Raw genomic sequence first — 23,422 nt, 5'->3', positions numbered from 1 at the left:
ACACAAAATCGCGCGGCCGAAGACGTCCGGCCGAGCCGACATGTCTTCAGCCGGCGCTTATCGGGCGAGAAAATACGAGCCTCAAGCAGCCGGCAGCCCGCGCGGCAGCAGCGGCGGCAGCGGCGGCAGGCGCATACGAGCATTGTTCTGACGCAGGTCTTCGGCGAGGCGCTCGCGAAGATATTTCATGAAGTGTCGATCGTGTGGCCCGGGCTTGTCCCCGAGAAACTTCCGCAGTTCCGTCTTCCTGGAGATGTCGAGCATGGCCACGACCAAAGCGGACATCTCTGCAGCGCCAACGGGCGCCGGCTCGCCCGCCTTGGCCTTAGCGCGGCGGATGCATTCCTTGACGAGTTCGACCGTCAGCCGTTCGCCGCCTCGTGCCCGCGCCAGGATTTCGACAACGGCCGCCTCATCAACCGACGGAGCAGCAAGATTCAGCGCAGCGCTGAGCGGCACGAGATACACATCCTCTCCGTAGTGCTCGAACAGAGCTGCGAGATTCATGTAGAGCTGAGCCGTGCGCGGCTCGAAGCCCACTTCCAGACTGCACCAATCCAAAAACAACCCACGACTGAGGCCAACCTTCGCCAGGATCAGGGACATGCCTATCTCCACGGCCGTCTTCGTGAGCACTTTCACACCTGAGCGTATCACGTCAGCAAGCTGGCGCAGCTCCTCCGCCTTCGCCGTCTCAATCTGATCGTAGTTGAACTGCTCCGCGTCCGTCACGATGAGTACTCCCAACCATCTCTCTCGCAGACCGTGCATCAATAAATGGGGCAGTTTCAAAATTTGTCAATGATATCAATCTAATGATGGCATCTTGCACCAGCCTTGCTGGACCGACAGCGCCGAATGCGAAAAATTTTCGCATTCGGCAGTGATGGTGACGTCCAGTACGAACGGCTGCGATATGTCATGACCATCGCTACCTCCAAGTTAAACGAGCAAATTATCAGCAATACCGCTCTTATATGCAGAACACCAAGGCGCGCGCCTGGCCATCTGCAACTCGCCCAAACCGTGCCCACCGGCGGCTCCGTAGCGCATGCTCGCACGAGCAAATGCCCCTTCCGAAACATGCATCGCTCGCATGGAGTCCAGATTGGATGTCGTCACCAGCGCAATGATCAAGGCTACGCGGACGGAAGCTGAAGCGTAGGCATTTACTTCCCCGTCCAGACCGGCTTCCGCTTCTCGCTGAACGCCTTCAGGCCCTCCTTGGCGTCCTCGGTCATGGCGAGTAACGCGATCTGGCTTTCGGTGTAGGCGATGCTCTCGTCGAACGACATCGAGGCGATGGCGCGCATGGCATATTTGCCGCGGCGGATCGCGGTCGGGGACTTGTCGACGATGCGGCCGATCAGCCAGTCGACCTTGGCATCGAGCTCGGCCGTGGGCACCACATAGTTGAGCAGGCCCGCAGCTTGCGCCGCTTTCGCGTCGAACGGCTCGCCGGTGAGCGCCCATTCGTTGACGAGGCGCGGCGGCGCGATGCTCTGCAACAGGCTAAGCACTTGCATCGGGAATACGCCGACCTTCACCTCCGGCAGGCCGAAGATGACGTGATCGGCCGCAATCGCCATGTCGGTCATGGACAAAAGCCCCATGCCGCCGGCCATGCAGACGCCGCCGACCCGCGCAATCGCCGGCTTCGTCGCGTTCTGCGACAGCCGCAGCAGATCGGCATAGTCGACATTCGGCTTGGAATGATCCATCGCGAACGCCGCGCCGGAATTCTGCAAGTCGGCGCCGGCGCAGAACGCCTTGTTGCCTGCCCCCGTCAGCACGATGACGCGGACGTCCTTGTCGTCATGCGCGTCGCGATAGCCTTTGGCGATGCCGGCGATGACCTCGCCGTTCAGCGCGTTGCGCTTCTCCGGCCGGTTGATGGTGATCCAGAACGCCTGCCCACGCTTTTCGGTGATGATTGCTGTGGTGTCGGTCATGGTACGCTCGCTTCCTTGCTCCCGTTTGCAGCCATTTGCGGCAGCTCGGGCGGCAGGCGCAAGGGCAATCTGTAGCGAGGCATTGCTTTAGCGCCTCGACACAAATTGGCGGGCGGGCGAAGCGTGCGCTCAGGCCGAGACCGTTTTCCTGATCCAGACCTTGTTGTCGTGAAATGCAGCTCCCCCGATCGGCGCGATCGTATCGGCTCCAGTCAGCACGTTGATGCCGCGGCCGCCGATATGATTCTTGTTCGGGTGAACGGATTCGGCGATCAGCACGCCGCGCCGCACGCCGCCGAACAGCGTTGCGAACAGCGTGGTCTCGCCGCGGGTGTTGCCGAGCGTCACGGCGTCGCCGTCGGCGATGTCGAGCGCGGCCGCATCCAGCGGATGGATCATCACGCTCGCTCTGCCTTCGCGCGCCTGCGAGGACGGCGTCTCGTTGAAGGTGGTGTTGAGGAAGCTGCGCGAGGGACTGGTCGCGAGCCGGAACGGATGGGCTTGATCGGTATGCTCGATCACCGCCCAATGGTCCGGCAGCGACGGCATCTTGTCGAAATCGCCCATCGTCTGGCCGAACGGCGGATGCGCCCAATCGGCCTTAAAATGGAATTTCTTGTCGGCATGGGCAAAGCCGTCGAGATAATGCGAGGTCCGGAAGTCCGGTTGCAAATCGCGCCAGATGTCGGCTTCGAGACCAGCGATGTCGCCGTGGTCGCTGAGCTTCAGCGTCGCGTCGATCAATTCGCGCGGCGTCATCTCGAAGCCCGGATGCTTCGCGCCAAGCCGCGGAGCCAGCGCCTGCATGACCTGATGGTTGGAGCGGCATTCGCCGGGCGGGTCGATCAGCTTCGGCCCGACCGAGATGTGCTGGTGGCCGCCGCCGTAATAGAGATCGTCATGCTCCATGAACATGGTCGCCGGCAGCACGATGTCGGCCATCTCGGCCGTCTCGGTCATGAACTGCTCGTGCACCGCCACGAACAGATCCTCGCGCGCAAACCCCTGACGCACCAGCGCCTGCTCCGGTGCCACCGTCATCGGATTGGTGTTCTGGATCAGCATCGCCTTGATCGGCCCCTTGCCGAGCAAGGCTTCGGCGTCGCCGGTGAGGATGCGGCCGACCTGCGACTGGTCGAGCGCCCGCGTGGTCTTATCGATCGCGTCGTGGCCCTCGATGAGGGATTCATTGAAGTGCCACAGCGCGTAATTGTTGAAAAAGGCGCCACCGCCTTCATATTGCCAGGCGCCGGTCACCGCGGGAACGCAGAGCGCTGCATGCATTTGCGCGGCGCCATTGCGCGAGCGGGTAAAGCCGTAACCGAGCCGGAAGAAGGTCCGCTTGGTCTCGCCGACCAGGTTCGCAAAGGCCTCGATCTCGGATACCGGCACGCCGCAGATCGCGGACGCCCACTCCGGCGTGCGCGTCTTCAGATGCGCCTCGAGCTCATCGGGGCAGTCCGTGTACTTGTCCATATAGGCGCGGTCGGCGTAGCCATCGCGGAACAGGACATGCATCACGCCACACGCGAAGGCGCCATCGGTGCCGGGCCGCAGGATGATCTTGATGTCAGCCTGCTTCATGGTCTCGTTGTCGTAGATGTCGACCGCTGCGATCTTCGCGCCGCGCTCCTTGCGGGCACGGGCAGCATGCGTCATCACGTTGACCTGCGTGTTGACCGGGTTGGTGCCCCAGATCACGACGAGATCGGAGAGCGCCATCTCGCGCGGATCGACGCCGGCAATCTTGCCGGTGCCGATCGCGAACCCGATGCGCCCGACATTGGCGCAGATGGTCTGATAGAAGCGCGAATATTTCTTCACATGCGTGAGGCGATTGAGGCCGTCGCGCATCACCAGTCCCATCGTGCCGGCGTAGTAATAAGGCCAGATCGATTCCGCGCCGTACTCGCGCTCGGCCTGGTTGAAGCGATCCGCGATCTCGTCCAGCGCCTCGTCCCAGGAGATCCGCGCGAACTGCCCGGAGCCCTTCGGCCCGGTGCGGCGCATCGGATACATCAGCCGCTCGGGGTGATGGATGCGCTCGGCGTAGCGGGCGACCTTGGCGCAGACGACGCCAGCCGTGTAGGTCTGCTTTTTCGAACCTCGGACGCGGCCAATGCTGCGGCCTTCGACCACCTCGATATCGAGCGCGCAGGCCGAAGGGCAGTCGTGCGGACAGGTCGAATGGCGGATTTCGATCTTGGCGTGCTGGTTCATGTCCATTTCGTAACATCAAAATAGCAGCCAGCCGAGGGCATTTATCCGGCAATGCCCATGCGAATTGCTCAAATCGCGCGCGCCCGCGGTTCCTGCCGCGCCTGCGAAATGCTGCGGGATCACACCGAAAACCGCCCGATATTCCCTGTTCGACCAGCTTTGTGAGGCGTCGACAGTCCACGTTCCGTGCCGCTACAGTGCCAGCCAACAAGAACGACATCAGGGAGGTGGGCATAATGGCCCGACGTTTTATGCTGGCGCTGGCCGTAAGCCTGTTCGCCGCACTCTCGGCATCCCCCTCATTGGCACAGGATTACCCCAACCACGCGGTCCGGATCGTGGTGCCCTTTGGCGCCGGCGGGCCGGCGGACGTCGCGGCACGGCTGATCGGCAACGTGCTCCAGGAGAGCTTTGGCCAGCCCTTCGTGGTCGAGAACCGCACCGGCGCGGGCGGCCTCATCGGCACCGTCGAAGCGGCAAAGTCGCCGGCCGACGGCTACACGCTTTTGATGATGTCCAACACCCAGACCGCGAATGAATCGCTCCTGACGCCGGACAAGCGCAAATACGAGCTGATGCGCGACCTCGCGCCGATCGCGCCGGTGAACTACTCCGACCTCGTCATCGTGGTGAACCCGCAGGTTCCGGCGAAGACTCTGCAGGAGTTCATCGCGCTCGCCAAATCGCAGCCGGGCAAGCTGAACTACGCCTCCTCCGGCCAGGGCACGCCCTATCACATGGCCGGCGAGCTGTTCAAAGCGATGGCCGGCATCGACGTGGTCCACGTGCCCTACCGCAACAGCGGCGAGGCGCGCAGCGGCGTGATCGGTGGACAGGTGCAGATGATGATCGACGCCGTGCCGGCGATGGCGCCGAATATCGGCGAGAACCAGGTCCGTGCGCTCGCGACCACCGGCAAGGAGCGCTCGGCCGTGCTGCCGAACGTACCGACCGCGGGCGAAGCCGGCGTCGCGGGCTATGAGGCCACGATCTGGCTTGGTCTGATGGCCCCGGCCGGTACGCCGAAGCCTGTCATCGACAAGCTCAATGCCGCCGTGAACGCAATGGTGAAGCGACCGGACATCGTAAAGCTCTGGACCGAGCAGGGTGCCGTACCCATGTCCATGACGCCGGAGGAATTCGAAAAATTCCTTCGCGGCGATATCGAGAAATGGGCCGATGTCGTCAAGAAGTTCGACAAGTCCTGAGGTCGCGGAGCGATCATGCCGACCATTCAATTTCAGCTCAACGGCGCGGCGATGGCCGTGGAGGCCGATCCCGACCAGACGCTGCTCGATGTGCTGCGCAGCCGGCTCGGCGTCACCGGTCCGCATTTCGGCTGCGGAGCCGGTGAGTGCGGGGCCTGTCACGTCATGGTCGATGGCCGCGCGATGGCCTCCTGCGACATGCCGATGTGGTCGGTGGCGGACAAGGACGTCGTCACGGTGGAAGGCCTCGGCACGGCCGAGCAGCCGCATCCGCTGCAACGCGCCTTCGTCTCCGAGCAGGCGATGCAATGCGGCTACTGCGTCTCGGGGATCCTCATTAGCGCGGCGGCGCTGCTGAAGCGCAATCCCTCGCCGACGGAGACTGAGGTCAGAGCCGCGCTCGATCGCAATCTGTGCCGCTGCGGATCGCATAATCGCATGGTCCGCGCCGTGCTGCGCGCGGCAGCGGAGACGGCGACGTCATGAGCATGCCGTCCCCCGTCCCGAAACTGCCGGTCAGCCTCGCGGCCAATCCAAAGCTGTCGTCCTGGGTACGGTTCAGCGGCGAAGGCGGTGTCGCAATTTCGCCCGGCAAGGTCGAGATCGGCCAGGGCATCGTCACGGCGCTGGCGCAGATCGCTGCGGACGAGCTCGACGTCGAGATCGGCAGGATCGAGCTGATCCGCGCCTCGACGGCGGCCAGCCCGAACGAGGGCGTCACCTCGGGCAGCCTCTCGGTCCAGCAATCCGGCCGCGCGCTGCGACAGGTCTGCGCCGAGGTCCGCCATCGCTTCCTCGCAGCCGCATCGGAGCGTCTCGGCGTCGATGCGGCGCTGCTCGATGTCGATGACGGCACAATCTCGGGTCCCGGCAATGTCAGGACCAGCTATTGGGAGCTGGCTGGCGACGTCTCGCTCGACCGCGACGCCACCGCGGGCGCCGTGGCGAAGCCTGCTGCCACACGTGGTGTCGCCGGACATTCGGTCCAGCGGGTCGACATTCCCGACAAGGTGTTTGCGCGACCGCGCTTCATTCACGATCGCGCACTGCCGGACCTGGCACACGGCCGCGTGCTGCGGCCTGACATCTCGGGTGCCAGGCTGATCGCGCTCGACGAGACGGCGGCGCGCGCCGTTCCCGGCCTCGTCGCGATCGTCCGCGACGGCGGCTTTGCCGGTGTGCTTGCCGATAGCGAGGCTGCGGCGGAAGCCGCACTGAAAGCCTTGCGCAAGGGCGCAACCTGGTCGGCCGGCGAGCCGTTGCCCGACGAAGACGATCTCGCGGGCTTCCTGAAGAGCCAGCCGGTCGAAACGACCGTCATCGACGCCAGAGCAGCGGCAACGACGAAGAGAGCTGCGCGCACCCTTCGCCGGCAATACACCCGTCCCTACATCGCACATGCCTCGATCGCGCCGTCCTGTGCGATGGCGCGATGGGACGGCGATCGTATCCATGTCTGGACACACAGCCAGGGCGTCTATCTGCTGCGCGCCGATCTTGCGATCGTGCTCGAGCTGCCGGCCGAAAACATCGTCGTCGAGCATATGGAGGGGGCCGGCTGCTACGGGCACAATGCGGCCGACGACGTCGCGCTCGATGCCGTGTTGCTGGCGAAAGCCGCCGGCGGCCGCCCGGTGCGGGTGCAGTGGTCGCGCCATGACGAGATGTCTCATGCGCCGTTTGGCGCAGCGATGGCCATCGAGATCGAGGCCGACCTCGATGCAGACAGCGAGATCGTCGGCTGGCGCCATGCGATCTGGAGCAACGGCCACGCCGCCCGGCCGGGACGCGCGGCGCAGCCGGCGCTGCTTGCGGCGACCGAGATCGCGAACCCCTACCCGCGCATGATCTCGACGAATCCACCGGCCGCCAATGGCGGGGGCGGCGACCGCAACTCCGTTCCACTCTACGACCTCCCGGCCTGGACCATCACGAGCCACCGGCTGCTGACGATGCCGGTGCGCACGTCGGCGCTGCGGACCCTGGGCGGGCAAGGCAATGTGTTCGCGATCGAATCCATACTCGACGAGATCGCGGTCCTGCGCGGCGAGGACCCGATCACATTCCGCCTGCGTTATCTCCGCGACGAGCGCGCCTGCGACGTCATTCGCGCCGCGGCACGCCGCGCGCAGTGGAAACCGCAAAAACAGTCTGGCATCGGCCACGGCGTCGGCTTCGCCCGCTACAAGAACACGGGCGCCTATTGCGCCGCGATCGCGGAGATAGAAGGCACCGACGACATCCGTGTCCGGCGGTTGACGCTTGCGGTCGACGTCGGCGAGACCATCAATCCGGACGGCGTCATCAACCAGATCGAGGGCGGTGCGATCCAGGCCACGAGCTGGGTGCTGAAGGAACGCGTCCGCTTCGACCGGACGCACATTACATCAACGTCCTGGACGGACTATCCGATCCTGACCTTCAGCGAGGTGCCGGCGGTGGATGTCGAGATCATCCAGCGGCCGGAGATCGAGCCGGTCGGCGCCGGCGAGGCCGCGCACGGTCCCGTGACGGCGGCGATCGCCAATGCGGTCTTCGACTGCCTCGGGGTGCGCGTGCGCGACCTGCCGATCACGCGCGACAGGATCATTGCAGCCATGGAGCTTGCATCGTGACGACAGTGACCATTTTGAGCGGCGGCGCGGCGCAAGGCCTGGTGCGCGGCCTCAGCGAGCCCTTCAAGACGCAGACCGGATTCGGCATCGATGGCGAGTTCGGTGCGGTTGGTCTCATGGCCGACAAGCTGCGCGCCAGCACGCCGGCGGATCTCGTGATCCTGACGCAGGCGCTCCTTGCGAAGCTCGCCGCGGAGAAGCTCGTCGTCCCCTCCTCGATCGCAGATATCGGCCGGGTCGAGACTGCGCTGGCGGTCCGTAACCGCGATCCGAAAGTCACGGTGAAGACTGAGGCCGATCTCCGCGAGGTGCTGCGATCCGCGGATGCCGTCTACGTTCCGGACACCAAAGCCTCGACCGCGGGACAGCATGCCGCAAAAGTGCTGGATCAGCTTGGGATCGCCTATGAGGTCGCATCGCGTCTCAAGATCTTTCCGAACGGCGCGACCGCGATGCGCGAGCTTGCTGCATCCACCGCAACTCGGCCGATCGGATGCACCCAGGCGACCGAGATCATCGCGACCGACGGCATCGCGCTGTCGGGGTCACTGCCGCCAGGCTGCGAACTGGTGACGATGTACACGGCCGGCGTCACGGCGCGGGCCGCACACCCGAAGGAGGCGGCCGCGCTGATCGCACTGCTGATCGGCGCAGACCGGAAGGAGCTGCGCCAGCGCGTCGGCTTTGCCGGCTAGATACTACGGATAGCCGCCCTATTTATGCAGCTGGGTAAGACCGGTCGGCGGCCCGTCGACCGCGGTCCAGCCGCCGTCGACGAACAGCGTGCTGCCGCTGACATAGCTCGCGGCATCCGAAGCAAGATAGGCGACCGCCGTCGCGACCTCGTCGGCGCTGCTCCAGCGGTTGAACACGGTGTGGCCGGCGTAGAGATTGTAGATGTCGGGCCGCTGCTTGAACGGGCCGGTCAGCGCGGTCTCGGCAATGCTCGGCGCGATCGCGTTGACGCGGACGCCAGCGTGGCCGACCTCTGAAGCAAAACCCTTCACCAGGAGGCCGATCGCCGCCTTGGTCGAGCCGTAGACGCCAAGGCCCGGCTCGATGGTCACCGCGCGCACCGAGGAGCAGGCGATGATGCTGCCGCCCTTCTGCTCGACCATGATGCGGCCGAAGGCCTGGAAGAACCAGACGGTGCCCTTGACGTTGAGGTTGAGGACGCGGTCGAGATCCTCCTCGGTGTAGTCGAGGATGGTCTTGCGGATGTTGAGCCCGGGCGTCGTCACGGCGATGTCGAGCCGCGAGAATTTCTGCATCACGATCTTGGCGAGCGCATTGACGTCCGTAGCGCTCGCGGCGTCGCAGCTGGCTGCTTCCGCCCAGCCGCCCTTGTCGCGAATTCCGGCTGCCGTCGCCTCGGCGGCGTCAAGCGCGCGATCTGCGCAAACGACGCGGGCGCCGAGCCCGGCCAGCGCCTCGGCCGACGATTTGCCGATGCCCGAGGCGGCGCCGAGCACCACGGCGGTCTTGCCGGTGAGATCGAAGAGCTTGCGATAGTCAGTCACGAACGGTTTCTCCCTGTTGCTGCTATCCCTTGTAGCCCATCAGCAGGCGGGGCAGCCACAGCGAGAACGCGGGGACGTAGGTCACGAACATCAGAGCTGCGATCAGGGCGGCATAGAACGGCAGGATGGTGCGCATCACCGCCCCCACCGAGATGCCGCCGATGGCGCAGCCGACGAACTGCGTCGTTCCGACCGGCGGGGTGTTCAGCCCCAGCGCGCAGTTGATCAGCATCAGCATGCCGAATTGCACCGGATCCATGCCCGCCTTCATCGCGATCGGCAGGAAGATCGGGGTGCAGATCAGGATAGTCGCCGCCATGTCCATGAACGTGCCGAGCACGAACAGGATGACGTTGATGAGCAGGAAGATGACCCAGGGTTGCGAGGACACCTTGCTCATCAAGTCGCCGGCGAAGTCGGCCACCTCGTAAAGTCCCATCAGATACTGGAACATGGTGGAGACACCGATCAGCAGCAGCACCACACCCGTCGTCTTCACGGCCTTGGCGGCAGCCCGCAGGAAGTTCGGCAAGGTCATGGTGCGGTAGATGAAGAACGTCAGCAGGATCGTGTAGGTGACCGCGACGGCTGCGGATTCAGTTGCCGTGAAGACGCCGGACAGGATGCCCGCCAGGATGATGCCGACGATCAGCAGGCCGGGCAGCGCGGCCGCGAACGAGCGGAAAACCTCGGCCCAGCCCGGGAACTTGCCGGCCGGATAGCCGCGCTTCACCGCGACCGCGTAGGCGGCGACCAGCATGCACACCATCAGCACGATCGCCGGCAGAAGTCCGGCGGCGATCAGCGCGCCGATCGAGACCTTGCCGCCGGCAGCGAGCGCATAGATGATCATGTTGTGGCTGGTCGGCATGAGCGCGCCCACCAGAGAGGCATGGGTGGTGACGTTGACGGCGTAGTCGGTGTCGAACCCTTCCTTTTTCATCATCGGGATCATCACCGCGCCCATAGCCGACACGTCGGCCACGGGCGAGCCGGAGACGCCGCCGAACAGCGTGCAGGCGACCACGTTCGACATGCCGAGCCCGCCGCGGATGTGTCCGACGAGGTTCTTGGCAAGCTGCACGATCTTGTCGGCGACGCCGCCATGCAGCATCAGCTCACCGCTGAAGACGAAGAACGGAATGGCGAGGAAGGAGAAGATGTTCATCCCCGACATCATCTGCTGAAAGATGACGGCGACCGGCAGGCCTTCGTAGAGGATGGTGCAGATCGCCGAGAGGCCGATCGCGAAGGCGACGGGTACGCCGAGGATCAGGAAGCCGAAGAAGGTCGCGCCGAGAATGATCAGTTCCATGAGGGGACGACCTCTTCGCCGCGCAGGAGCGCAATGATGTGCTCGATTGAAAAGGAGACGATCAGGACGCCGGAGGCGATCAGCGGGACGTAGCGGATGACCTCGGGGAGCCCGAGATTGGGGATCTTCACGGTTCCGACCGACGCTCCGAGGATCCAGCCGTTGTAGGCCATCGCAATGCCGAACACGGCCACCAGAACGTGGATCACGAGCTCGATCTTCTCTCGCAGATGATCCGGAAGCATCACCAGCAAACTGTCCATGCCGATGTGTCCGGCGTCGCGAACGCCGACGGCGGCGCCGATCAGCGTGACATACAGGATCAGGACCAGCGCAAGGTTCTCCGTCCAGGTCGGGCTCGAATTAAGCACGTAACGTCCGAACACCTGGTAGAACACGATGGTGACGATGACGAGCAGGCCGGTCACGGACAGATACATGCCGAGGCGAGCAACGACGGCATTGATCCGCGACAGCAAGCCGGTCGACGGTCGGCCGGTTACCTCCTGCTCGTGGCTTGCGACATGTGGGTCTGTCATCGGCGTCTCCTTGCGGGGGTCCGGCGCCGCCTCGCGGCGACGCCGGACCCGACGCTGTGGCCCTACTTCGTGTCCTGGATCCGCTTGACGAGGCCCTTCAGCTTCTCGTCGCCGGCGAACTTGTCGTACACCGGCTTCATCGCATCGACGAATTCCGCCTTGTTGGCGATCGTGACGACCTGCACGCCGGCCGCCTCGACGGTCTTGCGGGAGGCCTGCTCACGCTCGTCCCAGAGCTTGCGCATGACGGGCACCGATTCCTTGGCCGCCTTGCGGACCATCGCCTGATCCTCCTTGCTCAACGTGTCCCAGACCGTCTTGGACATCACGAGAACTTCCGGCGCGAGCGAGTGCTCGGTGACGTTGTAGAACTTGGCGGCCTCGAAGTGACGCGAGGATTCGTAGGACGGCCAGTTGTTCTCGGCGGCGTCCACGAGGCCGGTCTTGAGCGCGGTATAGACCTCGCCATACGGCATCGGTGTCGGGTTGGCGCCGAGGCTCTGGATCATGCCGACCCAGAGGTCGGACTGCTGGACGCGGATCTTCAGGCCCTTGAGGTCGGCGAGCGATTTGACCGGCGCCTTGACGGTGTAAATGGACCGGGCGCCGCTGTCGTAATAGGCAAGGCCGATCAGGCCCGCGGGCGCCATGGACGCCAGGATTTCGTCGCCGATCGGACCATCGAGAACCGTGCGCATGTGCTGCGTGTCCCGGAACACGAAGGGCAGGCACAACGCGATGGTTTCAGGCACGAAGTTGTTCAATGGCGATGCGTTGATCCGCATCATGTCGAGGGCGCCGATCTTCAGCTGCTCGATGGTGTCCTTCTCGGAGCCCAGGGCTCCGTTGGGAAACACCTTAACGCCGAGCTTGCCGCCGCTCGCCGTCGCGAGCTGCTTGCCCATGAACTTGACGGCTTCGACGGTCGGATAATCGGCGGGGTGGATGTCGGCCGAACGGAAATCGCGTGCGGTCGCCAGCGGCGCTGAGACCGCCAGTACGGCGGCTGCGATGATGCCGGTAAGTGTCTTCATCTGGGCTTCCTCCTGAGTTAATTATGTCGTTGTCGGGCCGATGCTGCAGGCCGCCTTGGGTCGCTCCACTTCAGGTGTAAAGTCAAGCGTTACAAACGCACCACCTTGGTAGGATTGCGCGGCGGAGTCGAGCGGATTTGACTGGTGGATGATCACGGCGAGGAAAGGTGCGAGCTTCATCGCGCCCTCTCCGGCAGGGACTTGCGCGGCAGGTGCCGGCTTCCCTTTAATCCCGCCTCGCCGTCGGCCAATGCCGGACGCAAGGTGACGATGCTCGTCATATCCATGGACGTTCCTCTGGTTTTAGAATCGACCGCTATTGGTTGCGGCTTGGAGGTGCAGACGTGACGGTCGCCCCATCCTTGTGCGATGCGCGCTGACCAGCGCGATGTCGCCAACGTCGTCCCTAGGGCGGGCGGCATTCTGAGTCCAAGCCAAATCCGGCATCGATCAATGCTGGAGTTGCATCGATCGATCATGCATCACTTCGAGGGCGCGACCGGCGAATGGCTCCGTTTTTCCGAAATCGACTGCACCTGGGCGTTACTTGACGCCACAGGGAGAGCCCGCCCAAGATGCACCGAAACGGAACATCGCGAGGAAATGCCCATGCCGCGGAAGCTGATCGATATTTCCGTGCCGCTCAGAAACGACGTGACGGCCGATCCGCCGGGCAATCACCCGACGATCCAGTATATTGATCACCAGCAGGGCCTGCCCCGCATGCTGCAGTTCTTCGACGGCCTCAAGGCGGAGGATTTGCCGGATGGCCAGGGCTGGGCGGTCGAGCAGGTCTCGCTGTCCACCCACAACGGCACGCATCTCGACGCGCCCTGGCACTTCCACCCGACCATGAATCGCGGCGAGCGGTCATGGACGATCGACGAGGTGCCGCTCGAATGGTGCCTGCAGCCCGGCGTGAAGCTCGACTTCCGCCACCTGCCCGATGGGTACGTGGTGACTGCCGACGATGTCGAGAAGGAGCTGAAACGGATCGGGCACACGCTGTCGCCGCTGGAGATCGTGGTCGTCAACACCAGCGCCGGCGCCAAATTCGGCCAGGCCGATTACGTCAACTCCGGCTGCGGCATGGGCTATGAGGCCACCATGTACCTGCTTGAACGCGGCGTGCGGCTGACCGGCACCGACGGCTGGAGCTGGGACGCGCCGTTCGTCTACACCGCGAAGAAATATGCCGAAACAAAAGATGCCGGCCTGATCTGGGAAGGTCACAAGGCGGGACGACACATCGGCTATTGCCATCTCGAGAAGCTGCACAATCTCGACAAGCTGCCGTCGACCGGATTCACGATCTCATGCTTCCCGGTAAAGATCGAGCGAGCGTCCGCAGGGTGGACCCGAGCGGTCGCCATCGTCGACAGTCAGGTCTGAGCTTCACTCGCCGTCGAGGCCGCTCTCGGCGAGGTCGCGCAGCGCATCGGTATCCAGCACGACGATGGCGCCGTGCTCGAGACGAACCCAGCTGCGGCCGGCCCAGGCGCGCAATTGCTTGTTGATGCTCTCGCGCGTCATCCCCACCATCTCGCTGATCTCCTGCTGCGTGATGGCGAGCGTGCCGCTGCCGGAGTCGAACTTGCGCTCTTCGGTGAGACCGAGCAGCGCGCTCGCAAGCCGGCCCGGCAGATTTTGCAGGATTACCTGCTCGACCTGCTGGCTGGTCCAGCGCAGGCGCGCGCAAAGCAGCTCGATGAATTTCATCGCCAGCGCCGGCTGGCTCTTCACGAATGGCAGGAAGTCGCGACGGTCGATGATGTAGAGTTCGCAATTGGTGTTGGCAGTCGCGTCGGCCGAGCGCGGCGCGCCGTCGAGAACCGCGATCTCGCCAAAGATTTCTCCAGGACCGATCAGATTGAGAATAGCGTTCCTTCCATCCGGCGAAGAAGAGGAAATCTTCACTGTTCCCGTGATCACCGCGAACAGGTTGTTGCCGGGATCGCCCTTGGCGGCGATCGTCGCACCGCGCTTCACCGTGGTGTGCTTGGCGTAGCGGCAGAGCTGATCGAGCGCATCTGGCTCCAGATCCGCGAAGATCGGGTGCTTGCGCAGGACCGATAATTTGTTGCCCGCCGCTTGTCGGGGGTCGCCGGTCTTGTCCTGAGGCACGCCGCTCGGCTCCTAAGACTGCGAGGCACTGGAGTTCCTGCGTAGTCAACGTTAGCAGGCTTTTCAACCGGAAAGCATGTGCACGGTTTGAGTCAAATACGGCGAAAATGCCGCGGTCGGGCGCCAAGGCGGCATCCGGGGGATGAGCCAATGTGTCCCGGTCGATGCAGGGTTGCAGCTATCGCGCGCACCATTGCGTTGAGGCGCTGCCGAACGGCCGCGAGCTGGCCGTGGAAGCCTCCGCGGCAAGCACGGTAAAACGCGATTGTGATCTCGGGACCGTCAGTGCTTGGCGTCCGAATCGGGCCGACCTGCGCTGGTTTGCCGGTCTGCCCATGCCAAGGCCCCGGCGAATGTGACAAAAACGACCACGACAGCGATCGTCACCAGCAGTGCGTCAGTCGGCATGATGCCCTCCCCTGTTATTTTGGGCATTATTGGCGGCGCACGACCGCCGTCATTGATTGGGATCAAATTTGGCGAGCGCCGGATCAGGCCGCAGCCAAGGCCTCGACCTTCGCCGGATCGAGCAGGCTGATGCCGCCATGAACGATCTCGATCACCCCATGTCGCTCCAGCTTGGTGAAGGTGCGACTGACGGTTTCGATGGTCAGGCCGAGATAATCGGCAATGTCCTGACGACTCATCGGCAGCTGAACCGTGTCCGACGCCCCCTTCAGCGAGAATAGCCGCTCGCGCCAGGCAAGCAGAAACGTCGCGACTTTCTCGTCCGCCGATCGGCGGCCGAGCAGGACCATGTGGTCGCGCGCCTGGCTCAACTCGCGAATCGCCAGCTCGTTGATCCGCCTGAGGAGATGCGGCCGGCTCTCGACGAAGCGGCCGAAGGGCGCCTTCGCGAACTGGCACACTGTGACGCCACCGATCGCATCGGCCGAAAAATTGTGACGGCCGGAAATATTCATCCCCAGGAAATCGCCTGGTAACGCGAATCCCACGATCTGCCGCCGACCGTCGGGCAATAGCTTGTAAAGCCGCATGACGCCGTCGAGGAGATTGTAGAACGAGGTCGTGCTGTCCTCCTCGGAGAAGACGGTCTCGCCCCCGTCAAAGTGGACGCGGCGCCCCAGATGCTCGAATTCCCTGAGCTCGGCCGGGTCCAGCGACGAGCACACCGCGAAGTCGCGGACCGCACAATCGCTACAGAAATGCCCATTCGGCTCGATCGTCACCACGGAAGCCTTCATCTACCGCTCCAAGCACCGGCTGCCCCGCATCAGGCCGAGCCCACCGCGCGGGGTGCATTTTACTGCACTGCGCCAAAGTCGATTGACCCAGATCAATTTTGGCGGGCATGGCCGTCTTGTGTTGTTGCTAGACCGCCTGCACCGTCCAGCCGATCAGCTCCTTTGCAATGCGGGCGAAGGCTGCGTCGAACGCTGCGACCGCTGCGGCCGGCTCGACCTTTTCAAGCGTCTCGCTGGTCTCGACGAGGCGCGACGCGACCACTTTGCCGTTCTTGTCGACGATGCGTGCCGACAGTCCGATCTCGACCCGAGCCTCGCCTTCCATGGCGATCCGGAAGCGCCTGATGTCGATCAGGAGCTGGTAGTCCGCTTGCCCGAGATCGCTCGTGCGCAAGGGCGCGTGGGCGATGTCGTAATTCTCAAAGCTGTCGATCAGCCGCGCCTGCACCAGTTTTGGAATGCTGTCGGCCCAGAGGAATTCCGCAAAGCCCGGATTATCCCCGCTGGGTGCAAACAACATCCGCTGGGTCTGAAGCATCGCGACCGCGGTCGGCTCGGGAATCGCCAGTGACGCCGAAAGCGTCTTGCCGGCCGGCCCAAGATTCTGCGGCGTGCGCAGGTCATAGGTGATCTTCTGCGCCGGCGTCCCGCCGCCGGTCATCTTTTCGAGGCCCGCCAGAATACCGTCGATCTTGCCGGTGTTGCGCGCGAGCCCGTCGGAGAATATCTTGAGGTTCGCGATAGTGTCCTTCAGCGGACCGGAATTGTCCTCCAGCACGGTATCGACTCGTCGCAGCGCATCGCGCGCAGCCTGCGTCATGCTCTGGCCTGCACCGGCCTCGGCGATCAGGGTCACGGGCTCGCCGGCCTTGGCAACGATCATGCCGCCCTCCAGCGTCACCACCGGCACGCCGGTCAGCCCCTGGAAATCGAGCCCGACCTTGGTGTCGGTACGCACGGGTGTCGTCGAGGCAACCGAGATCGTCGCATTGACGAAGCGCGGATTATCCGGCGCGAGGCCGATCTGCGTCACCTCGCCGACCCGGATGCCGTTGAACAGCACACCGGCACCGACCAGCAGGCCGGGCACCGGACCCTGGAATTGCACATGATAGTTCGCGCGCGGCCCGATGCCGCCCGTGTTGTTCAACCAATAGACGAAGCCGAACACCGCGAGGATAGCGGCCAGCACGAAGCTGCCGATCAGCACGTAGGGAGCGCGGGTTTCCATGTCTCATCTCATCTCGTGTTGCAGCATCTGCGAGCGCTTACCGTGGAAATAGGCGCGCACCCAGGGATGCTCGGATTGCAGCAATTCGTGCATCGGGCCGATCGCCACGATCTTGCCGTCGGCGAGCGCGGCGACGCGGTCGCAGACCGTGGTGAGGCTCGCAAGATCATGGGTGACCATGAACACGGTGAGGCCGAGGGTCTTCTGCAGCGTCCCGATCAGCGCGTCAAAATCGCCGGCGGCGATCGGGTCGAGACCGGAGGTCGGCTCGTCCAGGAACAGGATCGGCGGATCGAGCGCGAGTGCGCGGGCCAGCGCCACGCGTTTGGTCATGCCGCCCGAGAGCTCGGACGGATATTTGTCGGCGTCCTGCGCTCGCAACCCGACCATCTCGAGCTTGGCAATCGCGATCTCGTCCATCAGCTCCTGCGACAGCACGAGATTTTCGCGGAGCGGAAACTGCACGTTTTGACGTACCGTCAGCGAGGAGAACAGCGCACCTTGCTGGAACAAAATGCCCCACGTCGTGGCCGCGCCTTCGGTGCGGCCACCGATCGGCCGTCCCATGACTTCGATGCTCCCGCCCTGGCGCGGGATCAGGCCGATGATGGTGCGCATCAAGACCGACTTGCCGCCGCCGGAGGCACCGACGAGCCCGAGGATCTCGCCTCGGCGGACGTCGAGCGACAGATGGTCGAGCACGGTCTGGCGGCCGAAGCCGACCACGAGGTCGCGAACGCGGATCGCGAATACCTCTTGCGACTCGTCCATCGTCACATTCCGATCGAAGCGAAGAAGATCGCGAACAGGCCGTCGAGCACGATCACCAGGAAGATCGACTTCACCACCGACGTGGTCGTCTGCCGCCCGAGCGATTCCGCGCTGCCCTTCACGCGCAATCCTTCGCTACAGGCGACGATCCCAATCACCAGAGCCATGAAGGGCGCCTTAAGGATGCCAACCTCGAAATGGGTGACGGAGATGGCCTCATGCAGCCGCGCGATGTAGATCGCCGGTGCCATGCCGCCGTAGAATTGTGCGACCAGTCCTCCGCCATAGAGCGCCGCAACCGCCCCAATGAACGCGAGGATCGGCAGCGCGATGACGAGGGCTGCTACTCGCGGCAATATCAGGACATGGACGGGATCGAGGCCCATGGTCGAGAGCGCGTCGATCTCCTCGCGCATCTTCATCGAGCCGAGCTCGGCCGTGTACGCGCTCCCCGATCGGCCGGCGACCATGATGGCGACGATCAGCACACCCAGCTCGCGCAGCACCAGGATGCCGACCATGTCGACAGTGTAGGACTCCGCACCGAACCTGCGGAAATGAAAGAACCCCTGCTGGGCGATGATGGCACCGATCAGGAAGGTAATGAGAACGACAATCGGAATGGCCTGCCAGCCGATCCGGTAGAGCTGATAGACAAGCGATGTCAGCCGCAGCGAGCGTGGCCGGCGCAGCACGCCGATCACGGCGATGAACAATGCACCCAGCATTTGAAGAAAGATCGTGACGTCTTCGCGCGCGCCAACCGTGGATTTGCCGAGATCGCCGAGCCTGAGCAGAATCGGATTTGGCGCGGCCGCAACCGCCGGGGTGTGGCGGTTGACCTGACGCACCTCGTCCATCAGGCCGCTGAAATGATCGGCAACGCCGACGAATTCGGCCGATCTGCCGGAAGATGCGGCCCTGCGCGACAACTTCTCCAGGACCCAGGCTCCGAGCGTGTCGAGCGCGCTGACGCCGGACATGTCCAGCGTCACGGCACTGGATCGATCGACATCCGCTCCGACCGATCGGGACAGCGTTTCGAGCGCCGACACATTGGCTGCCGTCCACGGCCCTTCCGGGCGCAATTTCAGCACATCGCCGGAGGGCGTTGCCAGCAACAGCGGTTCGGAGTTCACGTTTCCACCTCATCGGGACAATTGGTCCCCATTCAGCCGCCACTTCTAGGCCAGCATGTGGCGGCCGGGTTGACCTGTCTCAACACCAGGGCCACGCGCCATCCCTTGACGCAAATCAAGGGCGCCGGGTCGCCGGGCCCTAGGGTTGTTTCCATTCAAGGGAGTTCTCAAATCCATGTTCAACAGCGACAGGATGAGCGAAGAACTGCGAGCGCTGAAGGTTGACGTCACGCGTCTGCTGAGCACCGCAGGCGAAGAGATGTTCGACAGCTCGAAAGACCGGGCCGAGGCTCTGGCCGATCAGATCAAGGCTGCGCTTGCCGAGCTCGGCGAGACCGTCAGTGACGAGCAGGAACAGCTTCAGGATCTCATTGCGGATCGCCCGATCACGTCGCTCGCCTCGGCCTTCGCGCTCGGCGTGGTCGTCGGCTTCATGCTGAGGAGACACTAGGTGAACACGGAGAATGTCGTCAAACATCTGCGCGTGCTGTGGCGCACCGACAGGATCATCGCGGACATCAGGCTGCGCCATCTGCTGATCGGTCTCGGTCTGCGGGCCTTCGCGGCGCTGATCGCAGCATTCGGGCTCCTGATGCTGGAGCTGTCGGCCTATTTCGCGCTGGTCCAGATCTGGAGCGCAATTGCGGCGGCTGCCATCCTCGGCGCCGTCAATTTCGCCATCGCGGCGGTTCTCTTCGTCGTTGCCGGCCGTCCTCCATCCGGCCGCGACATCGAGCTCGCCAATGAAATTCACGGCGCATCCATCGAAGCCTTGCAGCTCGAGGCGCGGGCGCTCCAGGCCCAGGTGTCAGGCGCGGTCCATCATCCGCTCAGCACGATTGTGCCGGTGCTGGTGCCGCTGATCGCGATCATCGTCAAGAGTCTGCGGAAAACGGCCACGGAATCCGCCGCATCGCGCGAAGCGCACTCGTGATCGGAATGCTCAGAGCTTGAGCCTGACGTCACAGAGGTCGGGCTCGGTCGAATCCGGCTTCACGTCGAAGCCGAGCTGGCGGCACATCTCGAGCATTGTGGTGTTCTCCCTGAGAACATCACCCGAGATGGTCTTCAGCCCCTCCGACCTCGCATAGTCGATGATCAACTGCATCAACGCCCATCCGAGCCCCCTGCCCTTGAGGTCGGAGCGCAGCAGGATCGCATATTCGCCGCTCTCATAGACCGAGTCCGAATGGAGCCGGACCACGCCGACCATCTCGCCGGTCGCTTCGTCGAATGCGATGAAGGCCATTGCGCGGGCATAATCGAGCTGGGTCAGCCGCGCGATGAACTCGTGGGTGAACTCCTTCATCGGCGCGAAGAAGCGCAGGCGGAGGTCGTGCGCCGTGACGTGACGCAGGAATTCGTTGATGGTCGGCTCGTCCTCCGGACGCAAGGGCCGTACGAAGATACGCCAGTCGTCCTTGAGCGCCAGGCGGCGCTCCCACTGCGATGGATAGGCCCGGACGGCGAAGTTGGCCGGGCCGGAGCCGGCGAATTTGCGCTGCGCCGGCCCCACCGCGACGCGGGCGTCGACCGCGGTCACACCGGTCTCGTCCGCAAGCAGTGGGTTGATGTCGAATTCACGGATCTCGGGAAGGTCGGCGGCCATCTGGGCGAGCTTGACCAACACCATCGCGACGGCGTCCTGCTCGACCGCGGGTACGTCGCGATAGGCCCTCAGCAGCCGTGATACGCGCGTACGGCCGATCAGGTCGCGGGCGAGTTGCAGATCGAGCGGCGGAAGCGCCAGTGCCTTGTCGTTGATGATCTCGACCGCCGTCCCGCCCCGGCCGAAGACGACGACGGTGCCAAAGGTGGGATCGTCGGCAAGACCCAGGATCAGCTCGCGCGCCTTCGCCCTGACAACCATCGCCTGCACGATGACGCCCTCGATGCGGGCTTCGGGACGGAGCTTCCTCGCCCGCGCGAGAATGTCGGTGGCAGCCGTGCGCACGGCCTCCGGCGTGGTCAGATTGAGGACGACGCCGCCGACGTCCGACTTGTGGACGATGTCGCGCGACATGATCTTCAGCACGACTGTGGCGCCCTGCGCGAACATCTCGCTGGCGCAGGCGACGGCCTGCTCGACATCGGTCGCAGCACGGGTCGGCACCATCGCGATGTCATAGGCCCCGAGCAGGTGCTTGATCTCGATGGGCTCGAGCCATTTGCGGCCATCCGCGATCGCAGCGGCGACGATCTGCCTGGCAGCCCGGGCGTCAGGCACGAACGTGTCGGGCATCGCGGGAGGAACCTGGCTCAGCTCCTCTACGACCTCGCGATGCCTCACGAGATGCATGAAGCCGCGCACCGCATCATCTTCGGTCGGATAATTCGGAATGCCCGCGCCGGAGAGCGCCTGAACGATGTTCTGATCGGCTCCGACCCAAGCCGCCAGCACCGGCTTCGCCCATCGACGCTGCTTCTCGCGATATTTGCCGACGAGCTCCGTCACGGTCGCGGCGATGTCGGCCGCCGGGGCGATCGCGGTCTGCACGTTGAGGACGAGGACGGCATCATTATCAGGATCTGCGAGCAGCACCTCCAGTGCGGCCGCGTAGCGCGATGCATCGGCATCACCGACGATGTCGACGGGATTTGCACCCGACCAGGTCGGTGGCAGCACTGCATCGAGGCTCTTGCGCGTCTCAGCCGAGATGGGCGCCGGGATTCCACCAAGGTCCACCAACCGATCCACGGCCAAGACGCCGATGCCGCCGCCATTGGTGAGGATGGCGAGACGCTTTCCCGCCGGCGGTTCGACGCGACCGAGCGTCTCGGCGCAATCGAATAGCTCGCGCAGATCGGAGACCCGCAGGACGCCCGCACGGCGGAACGCGGCGTCATAGACGGCGTCGGCGCCGGCGAGCGCGCCGGTATGGGTTGCCGCCGCTTTGGCACCCTGCGCCATGCGGCCGGACTTCACCACGACGACCGGCTTGACGCGCGCCGCGGCCCGTGCCGCCGACATGAACTTGCGCGCGTCCTTGATGGCTTCGATGTAAAGCAGGATCGCGCGGGTCTTGGGATCCATCGCGAAATGATCGAGCAGGTCGGCAATATCGACATCGATCTGATCGCCGATCGTGACAATGCCGGAGAACCCGACGCCGCGCTGCGCAGCCCAATCCACCATTCCGGCCGCGATCGCGCCGGATTGCGAGATCAGCGCGAGATTGCCCGCCCCCGGCATGTGCGCGGCAAAGCTGGCATTGAGGCTGACGCCCGGCATCATGATGCCGAGGCAGTTCGGCCCGATCAGCCGCATGCCGTATTTGCGTGCCGCAGCGATCGCGGCCTCGTGCAGGGATCCCGGTCCGTGACCGAGGCCCGCCGAGACGATCAGCGCGCCGGCCGAGCCGCGACGTCCGGCCTGGTCAATGATGCCGGGAACCTCTCGCGCCGGCGCGGTGATGACCACGAGCTCGGGCACGAAGTCCAGCCCGTCCATACTGCCCACCGCAGCGATGCCGCCGATCTCGGCATGGCGCGGATTGACGAGGCCGAACCGACCCTTGAACTCGGCCTTGTGAATGTTCTCGAGAACGGCGCGTCCGACCGAGACCGGGCGAGCGCTCGCGCCGACGAGCGCAACCGAACGCGGCGACAGCAGATTCTTCAAGCGATAGGTTGACATGGAAGCAAATGCGCCCGGTCGGTGGCGGTTCCGATGGTTGACGATCGGCCGATAAATTGGCGATGCGCCTAGTGCGAGATCATAACCCAGCACGGCGGCTGGCCAATGACAGTCTTTGTCACACCACCCCAGACGATCTCGTTCAGGCGTGAATGATGGTAGGCGCCCATCACGATCGCATCCATGGCATGGGAATTCGCCCAGCTTCCGAGCACCTTGCCGATCGAGCTGCCGCCGCCCTTCGTCGTTTCGAACGAGGCGTAGACCCCGTGTTCCCTCAGATGGTCGACGAGCGCGGTTCCGGATTGCACGATCGCATCGGTCTTGTCGTCCGCCACCGTGACCACCCGGACGGATGCCGCAGCCTGAAGAATGGGCAGCGCGTTGCCGACGGCCCGCGCGGCACGGGCGGAGTGATCCCAGGCGATCATGACGTTCTCGAACTCCGGTCGCAGCTCGTCCACATGCTGTTCCGGGCAGAGCAGCAGCGGCCGGCCGGATTCGAACAGGAGCGTTTCGATGATGCGTTCCGTTTGACTGTCATGCGGCCTCACGGGGACCAACGTCAGATCGCTGAAGCGCGCATGCTCGGCCAGGATCGACGCCATCTGGTCCGCCGGCACCTTACCCGATCGGCTTTGGGCACGAATGTTGGCGCGGGAGGCTGCATTGGTGAAGGCGTTGAGGAGTTGCTGCACGTCGCTTAGCTCACGCGAACCGCTCGCCTCCGGGGGATCCAAATCGCCAGGGATGATGACCTTCGGCCGCACGAAAACATCTTCCTCGAGCGCGAGCGCGGTGATCCTGGCGCCGAGGTCGGCGGCGACAGCCACGCATGTCGCGATCGCGGCGAGGGCCGGTCCGCGCGGTTGGCCGACAAGCGGCAGAAAGACATCCTTGATGGGCATCGGG

Annotated in this window: 23 protein-coding genes; 7 read left to right on the top strand and 16 right to left on the bottom strand. The window is 64.2% G+C overall.

Annotation, left to right across the window (positions count from 1 at the left end):
* Positions 1-81: 81 nt before the first annotated feature.
* From AB7290_RS13390 to AB7290_RS13380, 3 genes are all read right to left on the bottom strand, one after another.
* Entirely contained in the window at positions 82-732 is a 651-nt protein-coding gene (locus tag AB7290_RS13390; RefSeq protein ID WP_161495947.1) for a DUF3102 domain-containing protein, read from the bottom strand.
* A gap of 437 nt (positions 733-1,169) precedes the next feature.
* Entirely contained in the window at positions 1,170-1,952 is a 783-nt protein-coding gene (locus tag AB7290_RS13385; RefSeq protein ID WP_028149688.1) for an enoyl-CoA hydratase/isomerase family protein, read from the bottom strand.
* Between the two features lie 129 nt (positions 1,953-2,081).
* The gene (locus AB7290_RS13380; RefSeq protein WP_085405928.1) at positions 2,082-4,172 is read right to left on the bottom strand and encodes a molybdopterin-dependent oxidoreductase; all 2,091 of its coding nucleotides are present in this window, start codon (positions 4,170-4,172) and stop codon (positions 2,082-2,084) included.
* A 236-nt stretch (positions 4,173-4,408) separates the two neighbouring features.
* Here AB7290_RS13380 and AB7290_RS13375 point away from each other — a divergent pair, with 236 nt between their 5' ends.
* From AB7290_RS13375 to AB7290_RS13360, 4 genes are read left to right on the top strand one after another with little or no spacing between them, the layout of a single operon-like run.
* Positions 4,409-5,380, top strand: coding sequence for a Bug family tripartite tricarboxylate transporter substrate binding protein (locus AB7290_RS13375; protein WP_245344292.1), 972 nt, complete (start codon positions 4,409-4,411; stop codon positions 5,378-5,380).
* A 15-nt stretch (positions 5,381-5,395) separates the two neighbouring features.
* Positions 5,396-5,866: a (2Fe-2S)-binding protein gene (locus AB7290_RS13370; protein ID WP_071911875.1), complete on the top strand. Its 471-nt coding sequence runs from the start codon at positions 5,396-5,398 to the stop codon at positions 5,864-5,866.
* A 2-nt stretch (positions 5,867-5,868) separates the two neighbouring features.
* Complete coding sequence (locus AB7290_RS13365) at positions 5,869-7,995, top strand: xanthine dehydrogenase family protein molybdopterin-binding subunit (protein ID WP_085405926.1); 2,127 nt, start codon at positions 5,869-5,871, stop codon at positions 7,993-7,995.
* A complete protein-coding gene (locus AB7290_RS13360) occupies positions 7,992-8,690 on the top strand; it encodes a molybdate ABC transporter substrate-binding protein (protein WP_071911872.1) in 699 nt (232 codons plus the stop codon). Before AB7290_RS13365 ends, AB7290_RS13360 begins: the two co-directional genes overlap by 4 nt.
* Before the next feature lie 18 nt (positions 8,691-8,708).
* Here AB7290_RS13360 and AB7290_RS13355 read toward each other — a convergent pair whose 3' ends face one another.
* The 5 genes from AB7290_RS13355 to AB7290_RS13335 form a co-directional block, all read right to left on the bottom strand.
* On the bottom strand, positions 8,709-9,515 hold the full coding sequence (locus tag AB7290_RS13355; RefSeq protein ID WP_028149683.1) for an SDR family NAD(P)-dependent oxidoreductase: 807 nt from the start codon (positions 9,513-9,515) through the stop codon (positions 8,709-8,711).
* Between the two features lie 22 nt (positions 9,516-9,537).
* Positions 9,538-10,830 (bottom strand): TRAP transporter large permease, encoded by a 1,293-nt coding sequence (locus tag AB7290_RS13350; RefSeq protein WP_028149682.1) that lies wholly within the window; start codon positions 10,828-10,830, stop codon positions 9,538-9,540.
* Complete coding sequence (locus tag AB7290_RS13345) at positions 10,821-11,369, bottom strand: TRAP transporter small permease (RefSeq protein WP_014493779.1); 549 nt, start codon at positions 11,367-11,369, stop codon at positions 10,821-10,823. The genes AB7290_RS13350 and AB7290_RS13345 overlap by 10 nt, the downstream gene beginning before the upstream one ends.
* Positions 11,370-11,431: 62 nt before the next feature.
* Positions 11,432-12,403 carry a TRAP transporter substrate-binding protein gene (locus AB7290_RS13340; RefSeq protein WP_028149681.1) on the bottom strand — a complete coding sequence of 324 codons (972 nt, stop codon included), beginning with the start codon at positions 12,401-12,403 and terminating at the stop codon, positions 11,432-11,434.
* 21 nt (positions 12,404-12,424) lie between these two features.
* Complete coding sequence (locus AB7290_RS13335; protein ID WP_161495946.1) at positions 12,425-12,583, bottom strand: hypothetical protein; 159 nt, start codon at positions 12,581-12,583, stop codon at positions 12,425-12,427.
* A 429-nt stretch (positions 12,584-13,012) separates the two neighbouring features.
* On the opposite strand from AB7290_RS13335, the gene AB7290_RS13330 reads away from it, so the two are divergent.
* On the top strand, positions 13,013-13,795 hold the full coding sequence (locus AB7290_RS13330; protein WP_085405925.1) for a cyclase family protein: 783 nt from the start codon (positions 13,013-13,015) through the stop codon (positions 13,793-13,795).
* A 3-nt stretch (positions 13,796-13,798) separates the two neighbouring features.
* Here AB7290_RS13330 and AB7290_RS13325 read toward each other — a convergent pair whose 3' ends face one another.
* The 6 genes from AB7290_RS13325 to AB7290_RS13300 form a co-directional block, all read right to left on the bottom strand.
* The gene (locus AB7290_RS13325; RefSeq protein ID WP_085405788.1) at positions 13,799-14,527 is read right to left on the bottom strand and encodes a Crp/Fnr family transcriptional regulator; all 729 of its coding nucleotides are present in this window, start codon (positions 14,525-14,527) and stop codon (positions 13,799-13,801) included.
* Positions 14,528-14,809: 282 nt separating this feature from the next.
* Positions 14,810-14,935: a hypothetical protein gene (locus AB7290_RS13320; protein WP_256461316.1), complete on the bottom strand. Its 126-nt coding sequence runs from the start codon at positions 14,933-14,935 to the stop codon at positions 14,810-14,812.
* Between the two features lie 83 nt (positions 14,936-15,018).
* Positions 15,019-15,732, bottom strand: coding sequence for a helix-turn-helix domain-containing protein (locus tag AB7290_RS13315; protein ID WP_085405787.1), 714 nt, complete (start codon positions 15,730-15,732; stop codon positions 15,019-15,021).
* Positions 15,733-15,859: 127 nt separating this feature from the next.
* Positions 15,860-16,963 (bottom strand): ABC-type transport auxiliary lipoprotein family protein, encoded by a 1,104-nt coding sequence (locus AB7290_RS13310; RefSeq protein ID WP_085405786.1) that lies wholly within the window; start codon positions 16,961-16,963, stop codon positions 15,860-15,862.
* Between the two features lie 3 nt (positions 16,964-16,966).
* Entirely contained in the window at positions 16,967-17,734 is a 768-nt protein-coding gene (locus AB7290_RS13305; protein ID WP_085405785.1) for an ABC transporter ATP-binding protein, read from the bottom strand.
* A 2-nt stretch (positions 17,735-17,736) separates the two neighbouring features.
* Positions 17,737-18,873: an ABC transporter permease gene (locus AB7290_RS13300; protein WP_071911859.1), complete on the bottom strand. Its 1,137-nt coding sequence runs from the start codon at positions 18,871-18,873 to the stop codon at positions 17,737-17,739.
* A gap of 175 nt (positions 18,874-19,048) precedes the next feature.
* On the opposite strand from AB7290_RS13300, the gene AB7290_RS13295 reads away from it, so the two are divergent.
* On the top strand, positions 19,049-19,324 hold the full coding sequence (locus AB7290_RS13295) for a hypothetical protein (RefSeq protein ID WP_028149673.1): 276 nt from the start codon (positions 19,049-19,051) through the stop codon (positions 19,322-19,324).
* The gene (locus AB7290_RS13290; protein WP_085405784.1) at positions 19,325-19,807 is read left to right on the top strand and encodes a phage holin family protein; all 483 of its coding nucleotides are present in this window, start codon (positions 19,325-19,327) and stop codon (positions 19,805-19,807) included.
* A 9-nt stretch (positions 19,808-19,816) separates the two neighbouring features.
* On the opposite strand, the gene AB7290_RS13285 is transcribed toward AB7290_RS13290, so the two are convergent.
* Together AB7290_RS13285 and AB7290_RS13280 are read right to left on the bottom strand one after the other, a co-directional pair.
* Positions 19,817-22,510: a bifunctional acetate--CoA ligase family protein/GNAT family N-acetyltransferase gene (locus AB7290_RS13285; protein ID WP_441253472.1), complete on the bottom strand. Its 2,694-nt coding sequence runs from the start codon at positions 22,508-22,510 to the stop codon at positions 19,817-19,819.
* A 68-nt stretch (positions 22,511-22,578) separates the two neighbouring features.
* On the bottom strand, positions 22,579-23,418 hold the full coding sequence (locus tag AB7290_RS13280; RefSeq protein WP_085405782.1) for a universal stress protein: 840 nt from the start codon (positions 23,416-23,418) through the stop codon (positions 22,579-22,581).
* Positions 23,419-23,422: the final 4 nt, after the last annotated feature.

This window comes from Bradyrhizobium sp. 613_E4_N2_2 (genome assembly GCF_052075995.1).
Taxonomy (GTDB): Bacteria; Pseudomonadota; Alphaproteobacteria; order Rhizobiales; family Xanthobacteraceae; genus Bradyrhizobium; species Bradyrhizobium barranii.
This window is presented reverse-complemented; position numbering and strand designations above follow the sequence as displayed.

What these genes read in the sequence shown, in the direction of transcription:
- AB7290_RS13385 (WP_028149688.1), bottom strand. Translation starts at nt 1,952, where the DNA reads ATGACCGACACCACAGCAATCATCACCGAAAAGCGTGGGCAGGCGTTC.
- AB7290_RS13380 (WP_085405928.1), bottom strand. Translation starts at nt 4,172, where the DNA reads ATGAACCAGCACGCCAAGATCGAAATCCGCCATTCGACCTGTCCGCAC.
- AB7290_RS13375 (WP_245344292.1), top strand. Translation starts at nt 4,409, where the DNA reads ATGGCCCGACGTTTTATGCTGGCGCTGGCCGTAAGCCTGTTCGCCGCA.
- AB7290_RS13370 (WP_071911875.1), top strand. Translation starts at nt 5,396, where the DNA reads ATGCCGACCATTCAATTTCAGCTCAACGGCGCGGCGATGGCCGTGGAG.
- AB7290_RS13365 (WP_085405926.1), top strand. Translation starts at nt 5,869, where the DNA reads ATGCCGTCCCCCGTCCCGAAACTGCCGGTCAGCCTCGCGGCCAATCCA.
- AB7290_RS13350 (WP_028149682.1), bottom strand. Translation starts at nt 10,830, where the DNA reads ATGGAACTGATCATTCTCGGCGCGACCTTCTTCGGCTTCCTGATCCTC.
- AB7290_RS13345 (WP_014493779.1), bottom strand. Translation starts at nt 11,369, where the DNA reads ATGACAGACCCACATGTCGCAAGCCACGAGCAGGAGGTAACCGGCCGA.
- AB7290_RS13340 (WP_028149681.1), bottom strand. Translation starts at nt 12,403, where the DNA reads ATGAAGACACTTACCGGCATCATCGCAGCCGCCGTACTGGCGGTCTCA.
- AB7290_RS13335 (WP_161495946.1), bottom strand. Translation starts at nt 12,583, where the DNA reads ATGAAGCTCGCACCTTTCCTCGCCGTGATCATCCACCAGTCAAATCCG.
- AB7290_RS13330 (WP_085405925.1), top strand. Translation starts at nt 13,013, where the DNA reads ATGCCGCGGAAGCTGATCGATATTTCCGTGCCGCTCAGAAACGACGTG.
- AB7290_RS13320 (WP_256461316.1), bottom strand. Translation starts at nt 14,935, where the DNA reads ATGCCGACTGACGCACTGCTGGTGACGATCGCTGTCGTGGTCGTTTTT.
- AB7290_RS13315 (WP_085405787.1), bottom strand. Translation starts at nt 15,732, where the DNA reads ATGAAGGCTTCCGTGGTGACGATCGAGCCGAATGGGCATTTCTGTAGC.
- AB7290_RS13310 (WP_085405786.1), bottom strand. Translation starts at nt 16,963, where the DNA reads ATGGAAACCCGCGCTCCCTACGTGCTGATCGGCAGCTTCGTGCTGGCC.
- AB7290_RS13305 (WP_085405785.1), bottom strand. Translation starts at nt 17,734, where the DNA reads ATGGACGAGTCGCAAGAGGTATTCGCGATCCGCGTTCGCGACCTCGTG.
- AB7290_RS13295 (WP_028149673.1), top strand. Translation starts at nt 19,049, where the DNA reads ATGTTCAACAGCGACAGGATGAGCGAAGAACTGCGAGCGCTGAAGGTT.
- AB7290_RS13285 (WP_441253472.1), bottom strand. Translation starts at nt 22,510, where the DNA reads ATGTCAACCTATCGCTTGAAGAATCTGCTGTCGCCGCGTTCGGTTGCG.
- AB7290_RS13280 (WP_085405782.1), bottom strand. Translation starts at nt 23,418, where the DNA reads ATGCCCATCAAGGATGTCTTTCTGCCGCTTGTCGGCCAACCGCGCGGA.